Raw genomic sequence first — 16293 nt, 5'->3', positions numbered from 1 at the left:
GCCGAGACTATCCCTGCCTTGCATGCAAGATGCGGTGCAGGCGGTCCGGCGTGATCGGAAGCCGGTCAACCGCACCCGGCTGCTGCAAAGCTGCATCAATCGCGGAGGCAAGGGCCGCGCCAACGCCGGTTATCCCGCCCTCTCCTGCACCTTTCACGCCAAGCGGATTCAACGGGCTCGGCGAATCTTCGCGGAGCAATACTTCGACGTCCGGCACTTCATGACATGTCGGCATCAGATAGTCGGCAAAGCTTGCGGCGAGAGGCTGTCCCTGCCCGTCATAGACAAACTCTTCAAGCAACGCTCCGCCGATGCCCTGCGCTACGCCGCCTGCGATTTGTCCGTGGACCAGCATCGGATTGATGGCCCGTCCCACATCGTAGGCCACCAGATATCTTTCGATACCGATGCCGCAGGTCGACGGATCGATCTTAACTTGCACGAAATGAATACCGTAAGGATAGGTCATGTGGTCGGCCTGGAACCAACCTTCGCTTTTCAGCCCGCCTGCCTCGTCAAGGTGGCGGGCGATCTCCGCGAGGCGTATCGAAGCGCCGCCTTCCCCCACGCTGACCGCGCCGTCGATGAGGCGAAGTTTGTCGGGTGCGGCCTGGAGAAGATCGGCGGCGACTTCGACGGCGCGATCGCGCAGCACCTCGGAAGCAATCTTCACGGCGGAGCCCGCCATAACCGTAACGCGTGAGGCGAAGGCGCCGCGGCCGCGCTCGATACGATCCGTCTGCCCGTGAACGACCTTGATACGCTCAATCGGGATATCGAGCGTCTCCGCACAGATCTGCGCCAGTATCGTCTCTACGCCCTGACCGACGGATGCGACGCCCGTTACGATCTCGACGGCTCCCATCTTGTCGAGGCTCATGCGGACGAGATCGTCGGGACCGAGCCCACTTTTTTCGACGAAATAGGCAATGCCCAGGCCGACCATCTCGCCGTTCACACGACGGGCCGCGAGTTCTCGATGCAAACGATCGTAATCGAGATGGACGAGCATGCGCTCGAGAAGATCCCGATATTTTCCGGAATCATAAACGACATGAGTTCCAAGCGTCTCGATGCCCCGGTGAAACGGCATTTCACTTTCGGGGATGAGATTGATGCGCCGGACATCGACCGACGAGAGCTCCAGTTCTGATGCGATTTTTTCGATCAAGCGCTCGCGAGCGAAGGTCGACTCATATCGTCCGGGCGCACGATAGGTGCCCGCCGGCGTCTTGTTGGTGAGACGAATGTGACCTTCGACGGCGTAGGCAGGAACCAGGTAGGGACCGGGGAGCAGGCCGGCGGACAAGTCTGTCACCGTGGTGCCATGAGTGCGCACATACGCACCTTGATCGGTGAAAAATTTGGCCTGAAGGCCGAGAATGAAACCACGAGCATCGACAGCGGCCCGCAGACGATAGGTCTGGTCGCGCGAATGATTGGCGGCCAGCAAGTGTTCCCTGCGGTCCTCTATCCATTTTATCGGCCGTCGCAGCCGCAGCGCCGCCGCACATACCAGCACATCTTCCGGATACAGCTCGCCGCGTATTCCAAATCCGCCGCCGACATGCCCTTCGCTGAGGTGAAGCTTATCGGGAGCGAGACTCAGCATCTTGCTGATGGCGTCACGATTGTAGTGCGGCACCTTGGACGCGCCATAGAGCGTCAAGACACCGCTGCTTGCATCGAGGACGCCGAGGGCACCGCGGGTCTCCAGGGGAACGCCGGTATGACGTCCGACCTTCGCCTCGAGTTCGACCACTCGATAGGCCTGTCTGAATGCGGCATCCATGTCGCCATAGGAGCGGCGTATCACCGCCGGCTCTGAAAGCAGACCCGGATGGCTGTCCGGCATAAACAGCGACGGCTCCGCGGTGGCATCAAGCTGGGCGTCGAGTTCCTCTATGTCACAAAAAACGAGGTCGGCAGCGTCTTCGGCGATATAGGGATCGCAGGCGAAGACGACGGCGACGGGTTCGCCTACATAACGCACGTAGTCGCGCGCCAGAACCCACTGTCGGTAGGGAATGAGACCCTCTGCCCGCATTTGACGAAAGTCGATAGGCGGCAGGTCGTCAACATCCTGGATGGTCCAGACTGCAACGACGCCCTCCACCCGGATGGCCTCCGTTGCGTCCACGCTCAGGATCTTCCCGAACGCGACCGGCGAGCGCACAACACGCATGTGAACTTGGCCAGGCCAATTGCAATCGGCCGCAAACGTGCCCGTCCCAAGCAGCAACGGACGGTCCTCGATGCGTTTCAGCGAGCGGCCGATATAGTTCATCTGCGCGCCCCGGATCGCATCTCCAAGGCAGCCAATCGAACCGCTTTGATGATGTTTTGATAACCGGTGCAGCGGCAGAGGTTGGACGACAACACCTCCTTGATTTCCTCATCGGACATGTCGGGCGTTTCCTGCAATGCGCCGGCTGCAAGCATGAGGAATCCGGGCGTGCAGAAGCCGCATTGCAGGCCGTGATTTTCCCAGAACGCCTTTTGCAGGGGGTGCAGCGTATCGCCGTCGGCAAGCCCTTCGACGGTACGAATTTTCTTGCCTTCGGCCTGGACGCCAAACATCAGGCACGAACGAACCGGCTTGTCGTCGACGAGGATCGTACAGGCGCCGCAGACGCCATGTTCGCATCCGATGTGGGTACCAGTCAGGTGGCAGTCGTCGCGCAGCACGTCGGCCAGCGTACGACGCGGCTCCACCACGACGTGATAGTCGCGGCCGTTGACGTTCAGGGTGAGGCTGATTTGGTCAGGCATTCAGGCGCGCTCCCGCCTTGCGCAAATGTTCCCGAATCCTCTGAGGCGTGGCGGGAATTTCGGATATCTCGATCCCAAACGGCGACAGTGCATCCACGATTGCATTGACGATGGCGGCAGGTGCGCCGATGGCGCCGCCTTCGCCAACGCCTTTGGCGTGGGTCACGCTTTCGGGAGAAACGGTTTCCAGGTGAAGGATTTCGATTTCCGGCATTTCGGCGATCGTGGGAAGCAAATAGTCGGCAAAGGATGTTGTCAGGAGATTGCCGGTCTCGTCGTAGATCATTTCCTCGAGCAAGGCGTTGGCGATTCCCTGGGCTACCCCACCGGCGATTTGACCATCGACGATCATCGGGTTGATCAGCACGCCCGCATCTTCCACGACGAGAAATCGTTCGATCCTGACGCCGCCGGTTTCGATATCGACCTCAACGACGGCGGAATGGCAGGCGTTGGAGAACGTGCCAGGCGGGTCATAAAACGCGTTTTCATGAAGGCCTGCGGACTGACCGGGGAAACGGTGGCTCTGGTGATAGGCGGCGCGAGCCAGCTCACCGATTTCGATCGCCTTGTTGGTATTGACGACACGGGCCCAGCCATCCTTCAAGCTGACGGCCTCGGGAGTTGCATCCAGTAACTGCGCCGCCATCACCTTCAGCTTTCCGGCAACTTTCGCCGCCGCCAGCTTTGACGCGCCTCCGGCAATCACCATCGATCGGCTGGCGAATGTGCCCCAGCCATACGGTGTCGTATCGGTGTCTCCGGAAATGACCCGGATCTTTTGGACGTCGATTCCCAATTCGTCCGACACGAGTTGGGCGAGACTGGTCTTCAAGCCCTGGCCGTGCGGCGACGATCCGATGCGCAGATCGACATTGCCGGACGGATCCATCGAGCAATCGACGATCTCGTAGCCCGGAACGATGTCCATGCCTCGCGCCGCATATGCTGGCGTGCCGTAGCCGGTACGTTCGCTAAAGACGGAAATGCCAAGCCCGATGTAACGTCCCTTGGCACGCATCTCGGCTTGCTTGATCCTGAAAGCGGGAACGTCCATTTTTTGGACGGCCACTTCCATGGCCTGCTTGTAGGAACCTTCGTCGTACACCAGACCGGTTGGCGAACGGTGCGGAAAGCTGTCGATCAGGTTGCGGCGGCGAATCTCGATCGAATCCATTCCCAGCCGTTTCGCCGCAACCTCCATCAGACGTTCCATGGTGAAGGTCAGCATGGGGCGGGCCACGCCACGATAAGGCGCCATCATGCAGGTGTTTGTCGTCACGCCTCGGGAGCGAGCGGCGTATTCGCTGAAATTATACGGGCCCGGCAATTCGGCAAACGCCATCAGCGGTTCGACCCCGCAGGTGACGGGATAGCAGGAGAATGCTCCGACATTGGAACGCAGATCGGCGTCCAGGCCGAGCAGCCGGCCTTCTCGCGAGAAGGCAGCCCGAACCGTAAAGGCCTGATCGCGGCTATGGGCAGAAGCCAAAAAGTTCTCCCGGCGATCTTCGGTCCAGGCGACGTTGCGCTTCAGCTTGCGTGCAAGCCAGACCAACACGACATACTCCGGAAACAGCGACATTTTCTGACCGAAGCCGCCGCCGACATCGGGAGCAATGACGCGAAGATCCGACTCCGCGATGCCAAGCGTGTCGGCGATACCCGTCCGCAGCATATGCGGCATCTGAACCGAAGCCGTCAGCGTCACCCGTCCGCTGCCGGCCTGGTATTCAGCCAACCCGGCGCGTGCCTCTATCGGGGCCGCCGACTGGCGATGCGAACGCAGATCGAGCGTTACGATTTCGGCCGCCTCTTCGAAGGCCTTGTCGATGCCGGGAGTCTTCATCCGGCCTTCGACCAGAACGTTTTCCAGCGCCTCGGGATGAACCGGATCGGCGCCGGTTTCCAAGGCGAGATCGAGATCAAGCACGGGATCGGTGGTCGCGATGTCGACGAAGACCTGTTCGGCAAGATCTTCGGCAAGCGCCTGGCTGTCCGCCACGACGACCGCGATGGGCTGACCTGTGAAAACCACCCGATCGATCGCCAGAACCGGCTGTCCAATCGGGATGTAATCGGGGCGATGAAGGATCGGGCGGATCGGTTTGAGATCGGCGAGATCGCGGCCCGTGAAAACGATTGCGTCTGGCGGCATTTCGATGTCGACGATGGTGCCGCGAGCGACCGGACTGCGAACAAAGCGAACGGCGGCCGCAGCGCCAATGCGATCGGAGACGTAGCTGCCGTACCCCTTCAAGAGGGTTGGATCTTCGAGCCTCGGCAACGACCGTCCGATCCAGTTCATGCGGCGGCCTCGCTCAACGCGCGCTTGACGACCGTCGCAATGAGATCCCGGCGATACTCGGCGGAGGCATGGATATCCGCGGTTGGAATGACCGCCTCGCGAGCCTCCTGGGCAATTGCATCGAAGGTTTGCGGCGAAGCCGGTTTGCCGACGAGCGATTGCTCCAGCTTTTCGAGACGGATGGCGCGATCCGATACGCCGCCAATACCGAGCCTTGCCTCTGTTACGACGCCGGACTCAATCCGCAGCGCAGCCAGGGCCATCCCCAGCGCAAAGTCGCCGGCACGGCGGGAAAATTCGTTAAACCCCGTTCGCCAGTCGTCCGCCATCATCGGCAAACGGATCTCCGAAAGGATTTCGTCGGCGGCCAGCGCCGTCGTGAACGTCCCCTTGAAGAATTCACGGCTCGCGATGACCCGCTCGCCACGACTGCTTCTGGCAACGATCTGCGCCCCCAGCGTTGTTGCGACAAGGCACCATTCCGCAGCCGGATCGGCATGAGCTAGACTGCCTCCGAAGGTGCCGCGCTGCCTGATGGGAAAATGCGCGATATGCCGCACCACCTTGGTCAGGAGACGGCCGAGGGGACCCGCGGCGATATCTCGATGAAATGCGGCATGACGCGTCAATGCGCCGATGGAGACGCTTTGATCTTTCGCGCCAATGGCGGACAGTTCTTTCAGTTCATTGATGTCGATGATGATCGAAGGCCGCAGCAGCCGAAAATTCATCGCAGGGACCAGGCTCTGCCCGCCCGCAAGAATCTTGCAGTCATCCTGATTTTCAGACAGCAGAGCGAGCGCCTCGGAAACACTGCCTGGTCTGAAATATTTGAACGATGCCGGCTTCATAAGCTCCGAACCAGAGTGACGCGCCTGCGCGCGAATGCGGGCGAAAGATTTTAGCGGCCGTCCGGCCCCCCCATGCTTTGCCCCGCTGCGATACGGCGCGAACTCAGCACTGCCTTTGCAACGTCTCCGACGGCCTCAACCGCCTCGTCCATCCCCTGGAAGCAGACGATCCGGCATGGACACGCCTCGAGACCTTCATAGCGCCAGGGAAACGCTCCGATCACCGCGCGTTGATTCAACATCTTTTCGATGTCGCCGCCGACGTTCTCGGCGTGGATGAGTCCCTCCTGAAACGCATATGAGTGGAAGGGAAACATGTCTTCCGCAACGTGACGGCCCGACTTCTTGTGGATGTAATTGTACTCCCCGAAGAATTCTTCGCAGGTCTTGCCGACGCGCGCCTCAAATCGTTTCGCAAGATCCGGCCGCATCACGCGGATAGAGGTATTCATCGAATGATCGCCCGATCCGCAATCGATTCCGAACCACTTGATTTTCTTCTTGAGCATCCATTCGAGCAGTTCGATTTTCCCGCCGGGATGCATGCAGAAATATCGAACCAGATCCTGTTCGGGCTGACCTTCCCAATAGCGGTGCCAGCCAGTGTGAATGATCAGAATATCTCCGTCGCGAACCTCGACCGGCGCCTGCTCGATCATCTCCGGCGTGATCACGGCCCAATCATCCATATGCTTGGAGACGTCGACAACCGCGCCCGGCCCCACGAGGAAATCGAGCGGATAAGACGCCATGTCGCCCATGCCGTCGGTACCATGCATTGCGCCATCGATGTGGGTGCCGACATGAAGCGCAGTGTCGATGCGCTGCGCGACGATCATCTTGGTCTGCAGATTCTGCGCGTAGTACATTTGATTGCCGGCATATCCGACCCAGCCCGGCGTATGTACGTTCATCAAATGAGACAGATCCACAATCTTCATAACGGCTCCTGGTTAAGTTCCCGGCCGTTTATCCGACCGGTTGGCGGTGGAGATCAAAACTATCGTCTATCGAGATCTCGCATCCGCATCCCTTTTTTCGGTTCGATCATTTCGGCGCCGTAGCGTCCGGAGGAAGCGCGCCCACCGCCTTGAGCAGCGGCACATCCGCAGGACTGGGGCCACCGACGCTGACCACGGTCACGCCCCGATCCGCCGCGACCGCGTGCTTGACGCCGACCGGAACATGCACGGCGCAACCGGCATGAAACGGCAATTCAATGTTGTTGGTGTAGTCTCGTATCGTTCCCTTGCCCTCCAGAATGAAGATCGTGTCTTCAGAAATGGAGTGGATGTGAGGAACATTGGCTTCGCCGGGCTCAAGCACGACGTAGTTCATATTGGCGTGCCAGGCGCCGATACCCGGCCAAACCACGAAACGCGCATCCTTGGAGATCAGCGGCAACCTCAAGCTCGGATGATCGCGATGAAATATCCGGATCGCCATTGACTATTGTCCTTCCGGGAAAGCCAGATCGGCATAGAGGCTCTCGTCGGCAGGACACGGCCCGCCAAGAATTTTGAAATCCTGATGATCGCCCGCCCTGAATTCATAAGCATCGCCCGCGTCGATGTGCACCATCGCGCCTTCAGCCAGCGGAAACACTTCGCTCGAGACCAAATCCACGATCGAACCGGCGCCGCTCATCACGTAGTAGACGGCATCGCTGCCGTGGTGCAGCCGTATGGTGCGGGCCCCGGCTGTCAGCGTGATAATCTGAAAGGTGCGGAACTGAGCGTTGTTCCCCGGCCACATTACAACCCTGGCGTTGCCAGAGCCGACAATGATCGGTATTTCTGGGCAGCCGACAGCACTGTCGACAACACGCGTACAGTTCGCAGGCATCGAATTGCCTTTTTATTCATACTATAATTTTTTTAACTGTATATAAATTATTGCGAGAGGCAATAGCTTTCTGACGGCTTGATGGGTAATGACGTTTGCCGGGTATTCGGCGTGGTTCGACGGCAGCGGTGAAAGACAAAAGGAAAACCTTGGTGACCACCGAATTTTCTCCCGAACTGCCGGACAACGTGGCGGAGACCACCGCCAGCACCCTTGCCGCGATCGGTGAGCGTATCCGCGAAGTGCGGCAGGCGCGGAACATGACGCTCCAGGTGCTCGCCGAGAGTACGAAACTGAGTGTGTCGATGCTCAGTCTCGTCGAGCGCGGCCGGGCATCGCCCTCCATCGGATCCCTGATCGTGATCGCCAGCGCGCTGGGAGTTACGATGTCGGATCTGATCGCCAGCGAACCTGAATCGGACGAGGATCTGGTGGTGCGGGCATCACAGCATCACGTTGTCGAAACGCCCATGCATGTTGTCCGCCGATTGATCCGCGAAGACCGCACCCGCGGTCTTTCGATCGCCATCAACGAATATGAGCCGAATACAGGCAATTCAGATGCCGCTTTGTCGCACGCGGGCTTTGAATACGGCTTCGTTCTCGAGGGCGTATTGACTGTCGAAGTCGACAAGACGCCCTACATTCTCAAGAGCGGCGATTTGATTTCCTACAATTCTCGCCGTCCGCACAAGATCTGGAATTACGGACGTCGCAAGGTCAGAACCTTGTGGTTCAATCTTGATCGAGAGTCATAAAGGATTTCGTCTTACCCGAGAAACTGCTCCGACGCCTTCACGCGGACGCGCCGCCGTTGATCGGAGAAATTTCACACACGGAAGATCGAAGACCGATCGAGCCGCTGATCGGGTCAGCATGGTCGTCCGATATCAGACGGTTGTAGTTGGCGCCTGCGTCGGCGAGTGAATCAAAGGCCTCCAGGCCAAGCTCTTCGTTGCCTTGCCACCAGCCATACTGCCCGCTGACCACCCGACGATCCAGCCCTGGGTCGAATTTCGCGCGCATGCGGGCCCTGCCGCTTTTGGTCCGGATCTCCACCCAGTCACCTTCGCCAATTCCTCTTTCAGCCGCGGTTTGCGGGTGCATGCTGACCTCAGGCTCCGGCGAGCGGCGACGCAGCGATGGAATGTGGCGATGCTGGCCGTGGCAATAATGAACGACCTTGGCGGAGGTCAGCACCAATGGGAACTCGCTCGCTTCGGCTTGATAGGGCGACAGTGCCGGCTCGATGAATCGCGGCAACGGATTTTCTCCGGCGTCGCGGAAGACCTCGGAGAAAATTTCGACCTTTCCGGTTTGCGTCTTGAAGCCGTCCTGGCGATAGCGGAAATAATCAGGCTCGCCAGCAAGGCTGATCCCGCCCGGTTTCGAGCGCAGATCGTCGAGGGTCAGTTTGAGCGGCGCAAGGATGGCATCAAGACCGGCGTCGATATCGCCGTTCCAGAATAAATCGCCAAAGCCAAGCCGGGTGGCGAGTTCGAACACGATCTGAGCATCTGACCTGGATTCGCCCAGGCTGGAGATGGCCGCCTGCCGTAACTGGATCAGATTTTCCGCAGGCTGGCTGCCTTCAAATCCCACGCGGAGCGCTTCGCGCTCCCACGGCGTGTTGACCGGAAGAAAGATATCCGCAAAGGCCGCGGTCGGCGTCATGACCACGTCGGAATGGACATGGAATTCGAGCTTCGCAAGCGCCTTTGCCCCCTGATCGCCGTTGGCGTGATTGACGATAAAGTTGCGTCCAAATCCGAACAAGCCTCGAACAGGATAAGGCTCGCCGTCGAGGATAGCTGCGTATAGCGCATCTGTCCCGGTCCAGCCGTTTCGGCCGGGCCCCAGTGTCGATCGTTTGAGATCGATGCATTTTGCGCGTTGCCCTGGCGACAGAAATTCTCCGCCGGCGACGTCGCGAACTGGCGGCCGTGCGAACTGGACGTTGCCACCCGGCGCATCGAAACTGCCGGTCAATGCCATCAAGGTCGATATCGCGCGATCGGTCTGTGTCGCGTTGGTGTGCTGGCCCACGCCTGACCACATGTAGTAGCTAACAGGGCGAGCCTGGAAAAGCAGTCTCGCCGTTTCCGTCACCTGCCGCGCCGGCACCCAGGCGACTGCTTCAACCCGATCCGGCGGGTACTCCTCACACAGGTCTCGATAGAGACCGAAGGCCGAGCGACAACTTATCGTCTCGCCGGAGGGAGACAGGAATTCGACGGAAACATGGAGTTCTGGGCTGGTTGGCCGGACGTATGAGCGTCGGGCCAAAGAGTAGCCGACCGCCTCTTTCACCTGGGCGTCCCATGCAACGAGATCGCCGGCATCGGCATCCGCGGGCGGCGCCGCGATATCGGCGGCACGCAGAAACCGATTGGTATCCCTTCTCACCAGCAACGGGCCATTGGTCCAGTCGCGGACAAACTGAACGTCGAACCAGCCGTTTCGGATCATCTCGCCGGCGATGCCGAGCGCCAGGGCGCCGTCTGCGCCAGGCCGCACGCGCAGCCATTGATCCGCCCGCCCGGCGAAACCGACGCGACGAGGGTCGACCACGATCAGACGCGCGCCCCTGACCCGTGCGGATCGGGTAGCCGTGGCATGATCCAGCCAGGTAGCACTCGGATTGTGCCCCCAGAGCACGACGCATTCCGACCGCTCGAAATCGGGAGACGCGATCGAGCGGCCGAACGTGTAGGCGTGGGCGTAATCCTTGTGCCAGTTACAGATCTCGGTTCCATAGGCGACGTTCGGACTGCCAAACGCGTTGATGAAGCGTTCGATCCACCGGATGTCATCCGATATTGGCGTGCCGCTGGGAGTCGTCAGACCGAAGGCGACCGCCTCAGGGCCAGACTCAGAGCGAATCCGGTTCAGTTCAGAAGCCGTCCTGTCGAGTGCTTCCTCCCAGCTGATCTGTTTCCAGCCCGGATCCTTGTCGCCTTTGGGACGCGTCCGCTTCAACGGATAGAACTGGCGTTGCTTGTTGTACACGATCTCCGGCGCGGCGAGCCCTTTCACGCACAAGGCTTTGCCGGTGGGATGTTCCGGAAACGGCTCCTGGCCAACGAAACGTCCGTCTCGGGTAACCATGATCGAACCGCAGCGCGACTTGCACAATGCGCAAAATCCCGGCGTTCTCGTTTCTGATCCGATTTGATCTGTTTCCATCGGTATCTCCCTGTTCGGGAAACTGGGGCGTTGTCAGAAACCGTGCCGGCGTTTCGATTCTTGGAAGGACGTGATTTGCGTAACCCAAAATGCCCTTCGCGAGGGCTCAGCACAAGCCTTCCGGTGTTTGCGTGACCAAGAATGATCCGGCAACGTCCGTTCATGGACCTCGCATCACGATGCGGTGTCGCCTGCGCCGCCAGCGCGGTAGCCCGCCGATACCGGGACTTAGCCCGGCAGCGCGACCTCGCCGGGGACGTAGCCGATCAGGTCGATCAGCACCATCGCGTCCTTGACCGGCAGCGCGCTGGTCTCGACGGTCGTCCGCGCGGGCGGCGTCTTGAAGAACTCCTTCCAGACTTCGTCGAAGGCGGCAAAATTGTTGAGATCGTCGAGGAACACCTGCGCTTTGATGACATGGTCGAGTGAACTACCGGCCGCTTCGAATGTGCGCGCCAGTTTGTTCAGCACGTAGCGCGTCCGCAGTTTGATATCGGAACCGTAGAACGGAAAGTTCGGATCCTTCTTTGCTTCCGCCGGAATGCCCGACGTGTAGTCGGTCGGAAGCGCGCCTTCGGCGAAGACGAGCCCACCGGCGACGACGGCTTCGGTGTAATTGGCTGCGCCCTTGGGATTGGCCGACTTAACGGCGCGCGCCTTCACCTTGCCGGGGATGTAGCCGATCAGGTCGATCTCAATCTGCGCATCTTTCACCAGAAGGCCTTTGGTATTGATTCCGCTGGTTCCAACCGCGGTGGTTGGCGGCGGCACCTTGAAATATTCGCGCCACACCTCCTGGAAAGCGTCGTGGTCGGCCATGTCTTCCAGAAACACCTGAGCCTTGGCGACATGCTCGAGCGAACTTCCCGCGGCTTCAAAGGTCCGCGCGAGATTCTTCATGACGTAATGCGTTCGCTTCTTGATGTCCGATCCGTAGAACGGAAAGTTCGGATCCTTTTTGGCCTCGGCCGGAACGCCGGTTTTGAAGTCCGATGGCAATTGTCCGGCGGCGAACACCAGCCCGCCAACGGTAAAGGCTTCCGTATAATGCGCAATCGGCCGCGCATTCTCCGACTTGATCAGCTGGCTTTTCAGCTTCCCCGGCACATAGCCGATGAGATCGATCTCGATCTGCGCATCCTTGACCAGAAGCCCCGTGGTGCCGACGGTCGTGCGCGCGGGCGGCACCTTGAAATATTCCTTCCACACCTCGTCAAAGGCGTTGAAGTCGTTCAGGTCCTCCAGAAACACCTGGGCCTTGATGACATGTTCGAGCGAGCTTCCTCCGGCCTCGAACGTACGGGCGAGATTCTTCAGGATGTAATGCGTGCGCTTCTTGATGTCGGATCCGTAGAACGGAAAGTGCGGGTCCTTTCTGGCTTCGGCCGGAACGCCGGTCTTGAAATCCGATGGCAATTGTCCGGCGGCGAATATCAGCCCGCCGACCTCGAAGGCTTCGGTGTAGACCGCCAAAGGCTGCGGGTTGTCCGACTTGATGATCTTGGCTTGCATTTTTTTATCCTCCCATTGACCTTCACCACCTCACCGGCCGCAAGCGAATGGTATCGACCATCACCCCGCGACCGACGAATGCGACGCGTGGAAGCAACCTAATTCTGGACGGGAATGTTGCGCGCGTTGGTCTCCTTGCCGTCGACGATTTTCACAACATGCGTGACCAGCAGCGGATCGCCCTTGTCGTCGAACTTGAAGGCGCCACGGCTGCTGTCGAAACTGACCTTCGCGAGCGCATCGCGGATCGATGCCCGATCGAGCTTGTCGGAAGCCTCGACCGCCTTGATGGCCATGGTGATAGCGTCGTAGGCCTCGGCCGCGTAGGAATCCGGCACACGTCCGTACGCCTTTTGGAATTTGGCGACGAACTCTTTCGCGACCGGAATATCGGATGACGTCGCAACGCTGAAGTGCGCCGTGAAATAGATGCCGTCGGCTGCCGAGCCCGCAAGCTCGATGAATTTCGGCGTGGCAATACCGTCCGAGCCGAACCGCACCAGGTTCAGTCCGCTCTGGACGTACTGCTTGGCGACCAAAGCGCCCTCGGCGTAGCGCGACCATTCCACCATCGCCTGGGCCGGGCTCGCCTTGATGCGGCCGAGTTGTGCGGTGAAGTCGATGTCGCCGCGGGTATAGCGCTCCTCGTCGACGATCTCGAAGCCGTATTTGGCGCCGGCCGCCTTGAACGCTTCAAAACCGCCGCGGCCGAAGTCGTCGTTGACGTAGAGGAAAGCGAACTTGCTCACCTTCGGAAATTTGTCATGGATAAAGTCGACCAGATCGGAAACCAGTTTGGTGTCAGGCACCGGTGAGCGGAATACCCACTTGTTGCCTTGGGTCGTGATGCGTTGGGCGGTGCCGCCGACGACGATCTGCGGCGTCTCCGATTGGCGGCTGACCTGCGAAGCAGCAAGGCTCGCGGGGCTGGAGATGCTGCCGATATTGATGAGAACCTCGTCGCGCGAGATCAGACGCTTGACGGTGTTGACGGCTTCTTCCGGTTTGCCGCCATCGTCGGCATAGACCGGCTCGATCTGCTGGCCGCGGATGCCGCCGGCCGCGTTCTTTTCCTGGATCACGAGGCTGACCGCGTCTTTCTCGCTGCCGCCCATGGCCGCGGCGTCGCCGCTGAATGGGCCAAACACGCCGATCTTGATGGTGTCGGCGAACGACGGCTGGCTTGAGGCTGCGATCAGGATGGCGGCGGCAAGAAGGCCACTGACACTTCGGAGACGCATGGTTCAAACTCCTTTGTTGACGGGCAAGTCACTGACAACGGTGCGGTCTGGATCGTGGCCGGCGGCCTCAAATTCCCAGTCCTGCTCGCCGAGATAGCTCGCCCAGACCTTGGGATTTTCGAGCAGGCGCTCGCTGGAGTCGGCGAGAACGATGCAGCCGGTTTCGATGACGTAACCGCGGGTGGCCAGGTCGAGCGCGAGTTCGGCGTTCTGTTCGACCAGCAGCACCGTGACGCCAATGGTGCGGAAATAGTCGATGGCGCGGGCCACCTCCTCCACCATGATCGGCGCAAGCCCGAGCGAAGGCTCATCAAGCATCAGGAGGACCGGCTGCGCCATCATCGCGCGGCCGAACGCCAGCATTTGTTGCTCGCCGCCGCTGAGTGAGCCTGCAAGTTGCAGACGACGCTCATAAAGCCGCGGGAAGAGTTCAAACACGCGCTCGCGTGTCTCGTTCTTTTTGGCGCGGGCGCGAGGCGAATAGGCGCCGACGGTAAGGTTTTGATGTACCGACAGCCGCGGAAACACGTGGCGTCCTTCCGGCACATGGATGATGCCCCGCTCGACAATCTGTTCGGGCGAGAGATCGGTGATCGCCTCGCCCCGAAACTCGATCTTCCCGGCGGTCGGACGCACCAATCCGGAAATCGTTCGCAGCGCCGTCGATTTGCCGGCGCCGTTTGAGCCGATCAGGGCGGCGACTTCGCCCTCCTCGACGGTGATGTCGACGTTGTGCAAGGCAGTCACGGCGCCATAGCCGGCGCTGACGTTTTCAAGACGCAGCACGGGCCAACTCCATCTGTTGTTGCTGTTCCGGCGTGGTCCGCCGCTTGCGGTATCCGCCGCCGAGATAGGCCTTGATTACTTCCGGATGGGCCCTGATCTCTGCCGGACTTCCGTTGGCAAGACGCTGGCCGTAGTTGAGCACGGTGATGCAGTCACAGGAGGGCATCACCACATCCATGTGATGTTCGACCAGAAGGATGGTGGTGCCACCGGCGCGAATGGCCTTGATCAGGTCGACGAGACGCCGGCTTTCGGCGCCGTTGAGGCCGGCTGCGGGCTCGTCGAGTAACAGCAACTTTGGCCGGGCGACGGTCGCGCGCGCCATCTCGACCAGCCGCTGCGAGCCGTAGGGCAATTCATCGGCCTTGGTGTCTGAAAGGTGCAGGAGGCCAACAAAATCCAATGCCTCGCGGGCACGTTCGACGATGGCGGCTTCCTCGTTCCGCTGCGCACGCGTGCGCAGAAGCGAGTGCCAGATCTCGCAATGAGTTTCGCCATGCATTCCAACCATGACGTTTTCAAGCACCGTCATGTCGCGGAACAATTTCAGGTTCTGGAAGGTTCGCCGGATGCCGGCCCGCGCGCGGCGATCGACCGCCCAGCGCGTGATCTCTTCGCCGCCGAAAGCGATCCGGCCGCTGCTCGATGGAATGTGGCCGGAGATCAGGTTGAGGAGTGTCGTCTTGCCTGCACCATTGGGGCCGATCAATCCATGAACCGAGCCCTGCGCGACCTCCATGGCGACGTCACGGACCGCAACAAGGCCGCCGAAGCGGCGTGTCAGCCCCGCAATTTCCAGCAGAGCGGACGTCACAGCTTCACCGCCGAGGGTTTCTGCGGCGAGCCTGCCCCCGGCCGAAACGACGATATACGTTTGGCGAGATCGATCAGAATGCCGCTCAGGCCGCGGCTGCCGGTGCCTGCCAGCACGATCACCATGACACCGAACAGAAGCAGCCGGAACTCACCTGATGAGCGCAGCACTTCGGGCACCAGTACGACGATGACGGCGCCAAGCGCCGCTCCCGACAGGCTCCTGATGCCGCCGATCACGACCATGATCAGGATGTCGATCGATTTCTGGAAGTCGAAATCGTTCGGATTGAGATAGCGAGAGTGATAGGCGTAAAGACCGCCGGCGATGCCAGACACGATGGCGGCGATCAGAAAGCACTTGCTCTTGTAGACCGAAATGGCGACGCCGCTGGCGCGCGCCGCCTCTTCGTCCTGCGACATCGCGGTCAGCGCGCGTCCAAAACGTGAATGCGTGATCCGGTCGAGTGCGAGAAAGACGAGGGCCACCGCAATCAGGCAGACATAGTAGAAGCGCACCTCGCCGCCGAGCGAAAAGCCAAACAACGTTGGCGCCGGAATATCCATCATCCCGATGCTGCCGCCGGTCAGCCAGTCCTCGTTGAGCATAATGAGGTGGATGATGATGGCGAAGCCGAGCGTTGCGACCGCAAGGCTCGACCCCTTGAGGCGGACGATCGGGATCAGCAGCAGGCTGGATAATCCAGCCGCCAGCCCACCGGCGGCAATGGTCAGCAAAAATGGCACGTCGGCCGAGATCGAGAGCGAGGCGGCGGTGTAGGCGCCGACGCCGAAGAATGCGCCCTGCCCCAGCGAAACAATACCGGCTGATCCGACCAGCAATTGCTGGGAAAAAGCCAGGATGACGCTGATCAGCGCCAGGCTGAACACGTGCACCCAATAGGCGTTGGATTGGGCGAACGGCAGGCCGGCAAGGACCAGCAATAAGGTGAGGCGGGCGATCGGCAGCGCGCGCATT

Annotated in this window: 14 protein-coding genes; 1 reads left to right on the top strand and 13 read right to left on the bottom strand. The window is 60.3% G+C overall.

What is annotated here, in order from left to right; translation table 11 throughout:
• Positions 1-7: 7 nt before the first annotated feature.
• The 7 genes from BUA38_RS33095 to BUA38_RS33065 form a co-directional block, all read right to left on the bottom strand.
• Positions 8-2287, bottom strand: a complete 2280-nt coding sequence (locus tag BUA38_RS33095) for a xanthine dehydrogenase family protein molybdopterin-binding subunit (RefSeq protein WP_072824715.1) — start codon at positions 2285-2287, stop codon at positions 8-10.
• Positions 2284-2772 (bottom strand): (2Fe-2S)-binding protein, encoded by a 489-nt coding sequence (locus tag BUA38_RS33090; RefSeq protein WP_072824713.1) that lies wholly within the window; start codon positions 2770-2772, stop codon positions 2284-2286. Before BUA38_RS33090 ends, BUA38_RS33095 begins: the two co-directional genes overlap by 4 nt.
• Positions 2765-5080, bottom strand: a complete 2316-nt coding sequence (locus BUA38_RS33085; protein ID WP_072824711.1) for a xanthine dehydrogenase family protein molybdopterin-binding subunit — start codon at positions 5078-5080, stop codon at positions 2765-2767. Before BUA38_RS33085 ends, BUA38_RS33090 begins: the two co-directional genes overlap by 8 nt.
• Entirely contained in the window at positions 5077-5931 is an 855-nt protein-coding gene (locus tag BUA38_RS33080; RefSeq protein ID WP_072824709.1) for an FAD binding domain-containing protein, read from the bottom strand. Before BUA38_RS33080 ends, BUA38_RS33085 begins: the two co-directional genes overlap by 4 nt.
• Positions 5932-5981: 50 nt before the next feature.
• Positions 5982-6872 carry a cyclase family protein gene (locus BUA38_RS33075; RefSeq protein ID WP_083587869.1) on the bottom strand — a complete coding sequence of 297 codons (891 nt, stop codon included), beginning with the start codon at positions 6870-6872 and terminating at the stop codon, positions 5982-5984.
• Between the two features lie 106 nt (positions 6873-6978).
• On the bottom strand, positions 6979-7377 hold the full coding sequence (locus BUA38_RS33070; protein ID WP_072824705.1) for a cupin domain-containing protein: 399 nt from the start codon (positions 7375-7377) through the stop codon (positions 6979-6981).
• 3 nt (positions 7378-7380) lie between these two features.
• Positions 7381-7776 carry a hypothetical protein gene (locus BUA38_RS33065; protein ID WP_072824703.1) on the bottom strand — a complete coding sequence of 132 codons (396 nt, stop codon included), beginning with the start codon at positions 7774-7776 and terminating at the stop codon, positions 7381-7383.
• A gap of 152 nt (positions 7777-7928) precedes the next feature.
• On the opposite strand from BUA38_RS33065, the gene BUA38_RS33060 reads away from it, so the two are divergent.
• Positions 7929-8534, top strand: coding sequence for a helix-turn-helix domain-containing protein (locus tag BUA38_RS33060; RefSeq protein WP_156898838.1), 606 nt, complete (start codon positions 7929-7931; stop codon positions 8532-8534).
• Between the two features lie 37 nt (positions 8535-8571).
• Here the strand turns inward: BUA38_RS33060 and BUA38_RS33055 are convergent, their stop codons facing one another.
• The 6 genes from BUA38_RS33055 to BUA38_RS33020 all read right to left on the bottom strand — a co-directional run bounded on the left by BUA38_RS33055 (position 8572) and on the right by BUA38_RS33020 (position 16292).
• Positions 8572-10962, bottom strand: coding sequence for a molybdopterin-containing oxidoreductase family protein (locus BUA38_RS33055; protein WP_072824699.1), 2391 nt, complete (start codon positions 10960-10962; stop codon positions 8572-8574).
• Between the two features lie 228 nt (positions 10963-11190).
• A complete protein-coding gene (locus BUA38_RS36375) occupies positions 11191-12474 on the bottom strand; it encodes a RidA family protein (RefSeq protein ID WP_083587867.1) in 1284 nt (427 codons plus the stop codon).
• Between the two features lie 98 nt (positions 12475-12572).
• The gene (locus BUA38_RS33035; RefSeq protein ID WP_072824697.1) at positions 12573-13715 is read right to left on the bottom strand and encodes an ABC transporter substrate-binding protein; all 1143 of its coding nucleotides are present in this window, start codon (positions 13713-13715) and stop codon (positions 12573-12575) included.
• Between the two features lie 3 nt (positions 13716-13718).
• Positions 13719-14501 carry an ABC transporter ATP-binding protein gene (locus BUA38_RS33030; protein WP_072824695.1) on the bottom strand — a complete coding sequence of 261 codons (783 nt, stop codon included), beginning with the start codon at positions 14499-14501 and terminating at the stop codon, positions 13719-13721.
• The gene (locus BUA38_RS33025) at positions 14488-15315 is read right to left on the bottom strand and encodes an ABC transporter ATP-binding protein (RefSeq protein WP_072824693.1); all 828 of its coding nucleotides are present in this window, start codon (positions 15313-15315) and stop codon (positions 14488-14490) included. The genes BUA38_RS33030 and BUA38_RS33025 overlap by 14 nt, the downstream gene beginning before the upstream one ends.
• Complete coding sequence (locus BUA38_RS33020) at positions 15312-16292, bottom strand: branched-chain amino acid ABC transporter permease (protein ID WP_083587866.1); 981 nt, start codon at positions 16290-16292, stop codon at positions 15312-15314. Before BUA38_RS33020 ends, BUA38_RS33025 begins: the two co-directional genes overlap by 4 nt.
• Position 16293: the final 1 nt, after the last annotated feature.

The sequence above is a fragment of the Bradyrhizobium erythrophlei genome, from assembly GCF_900142985.1.
Lineage (GTDB): Bacteria > Pseudomonadota > Alphaproteobacteria > Rhizobiales > Xanthobacteraceae > Bradyrhizobium > Bradyrhizobium erythrophlei_B.
Note: the sequence above shows the minus strand (reverse complement) of the source record. Positions and strands in the feature narration are given on the sequence as shown.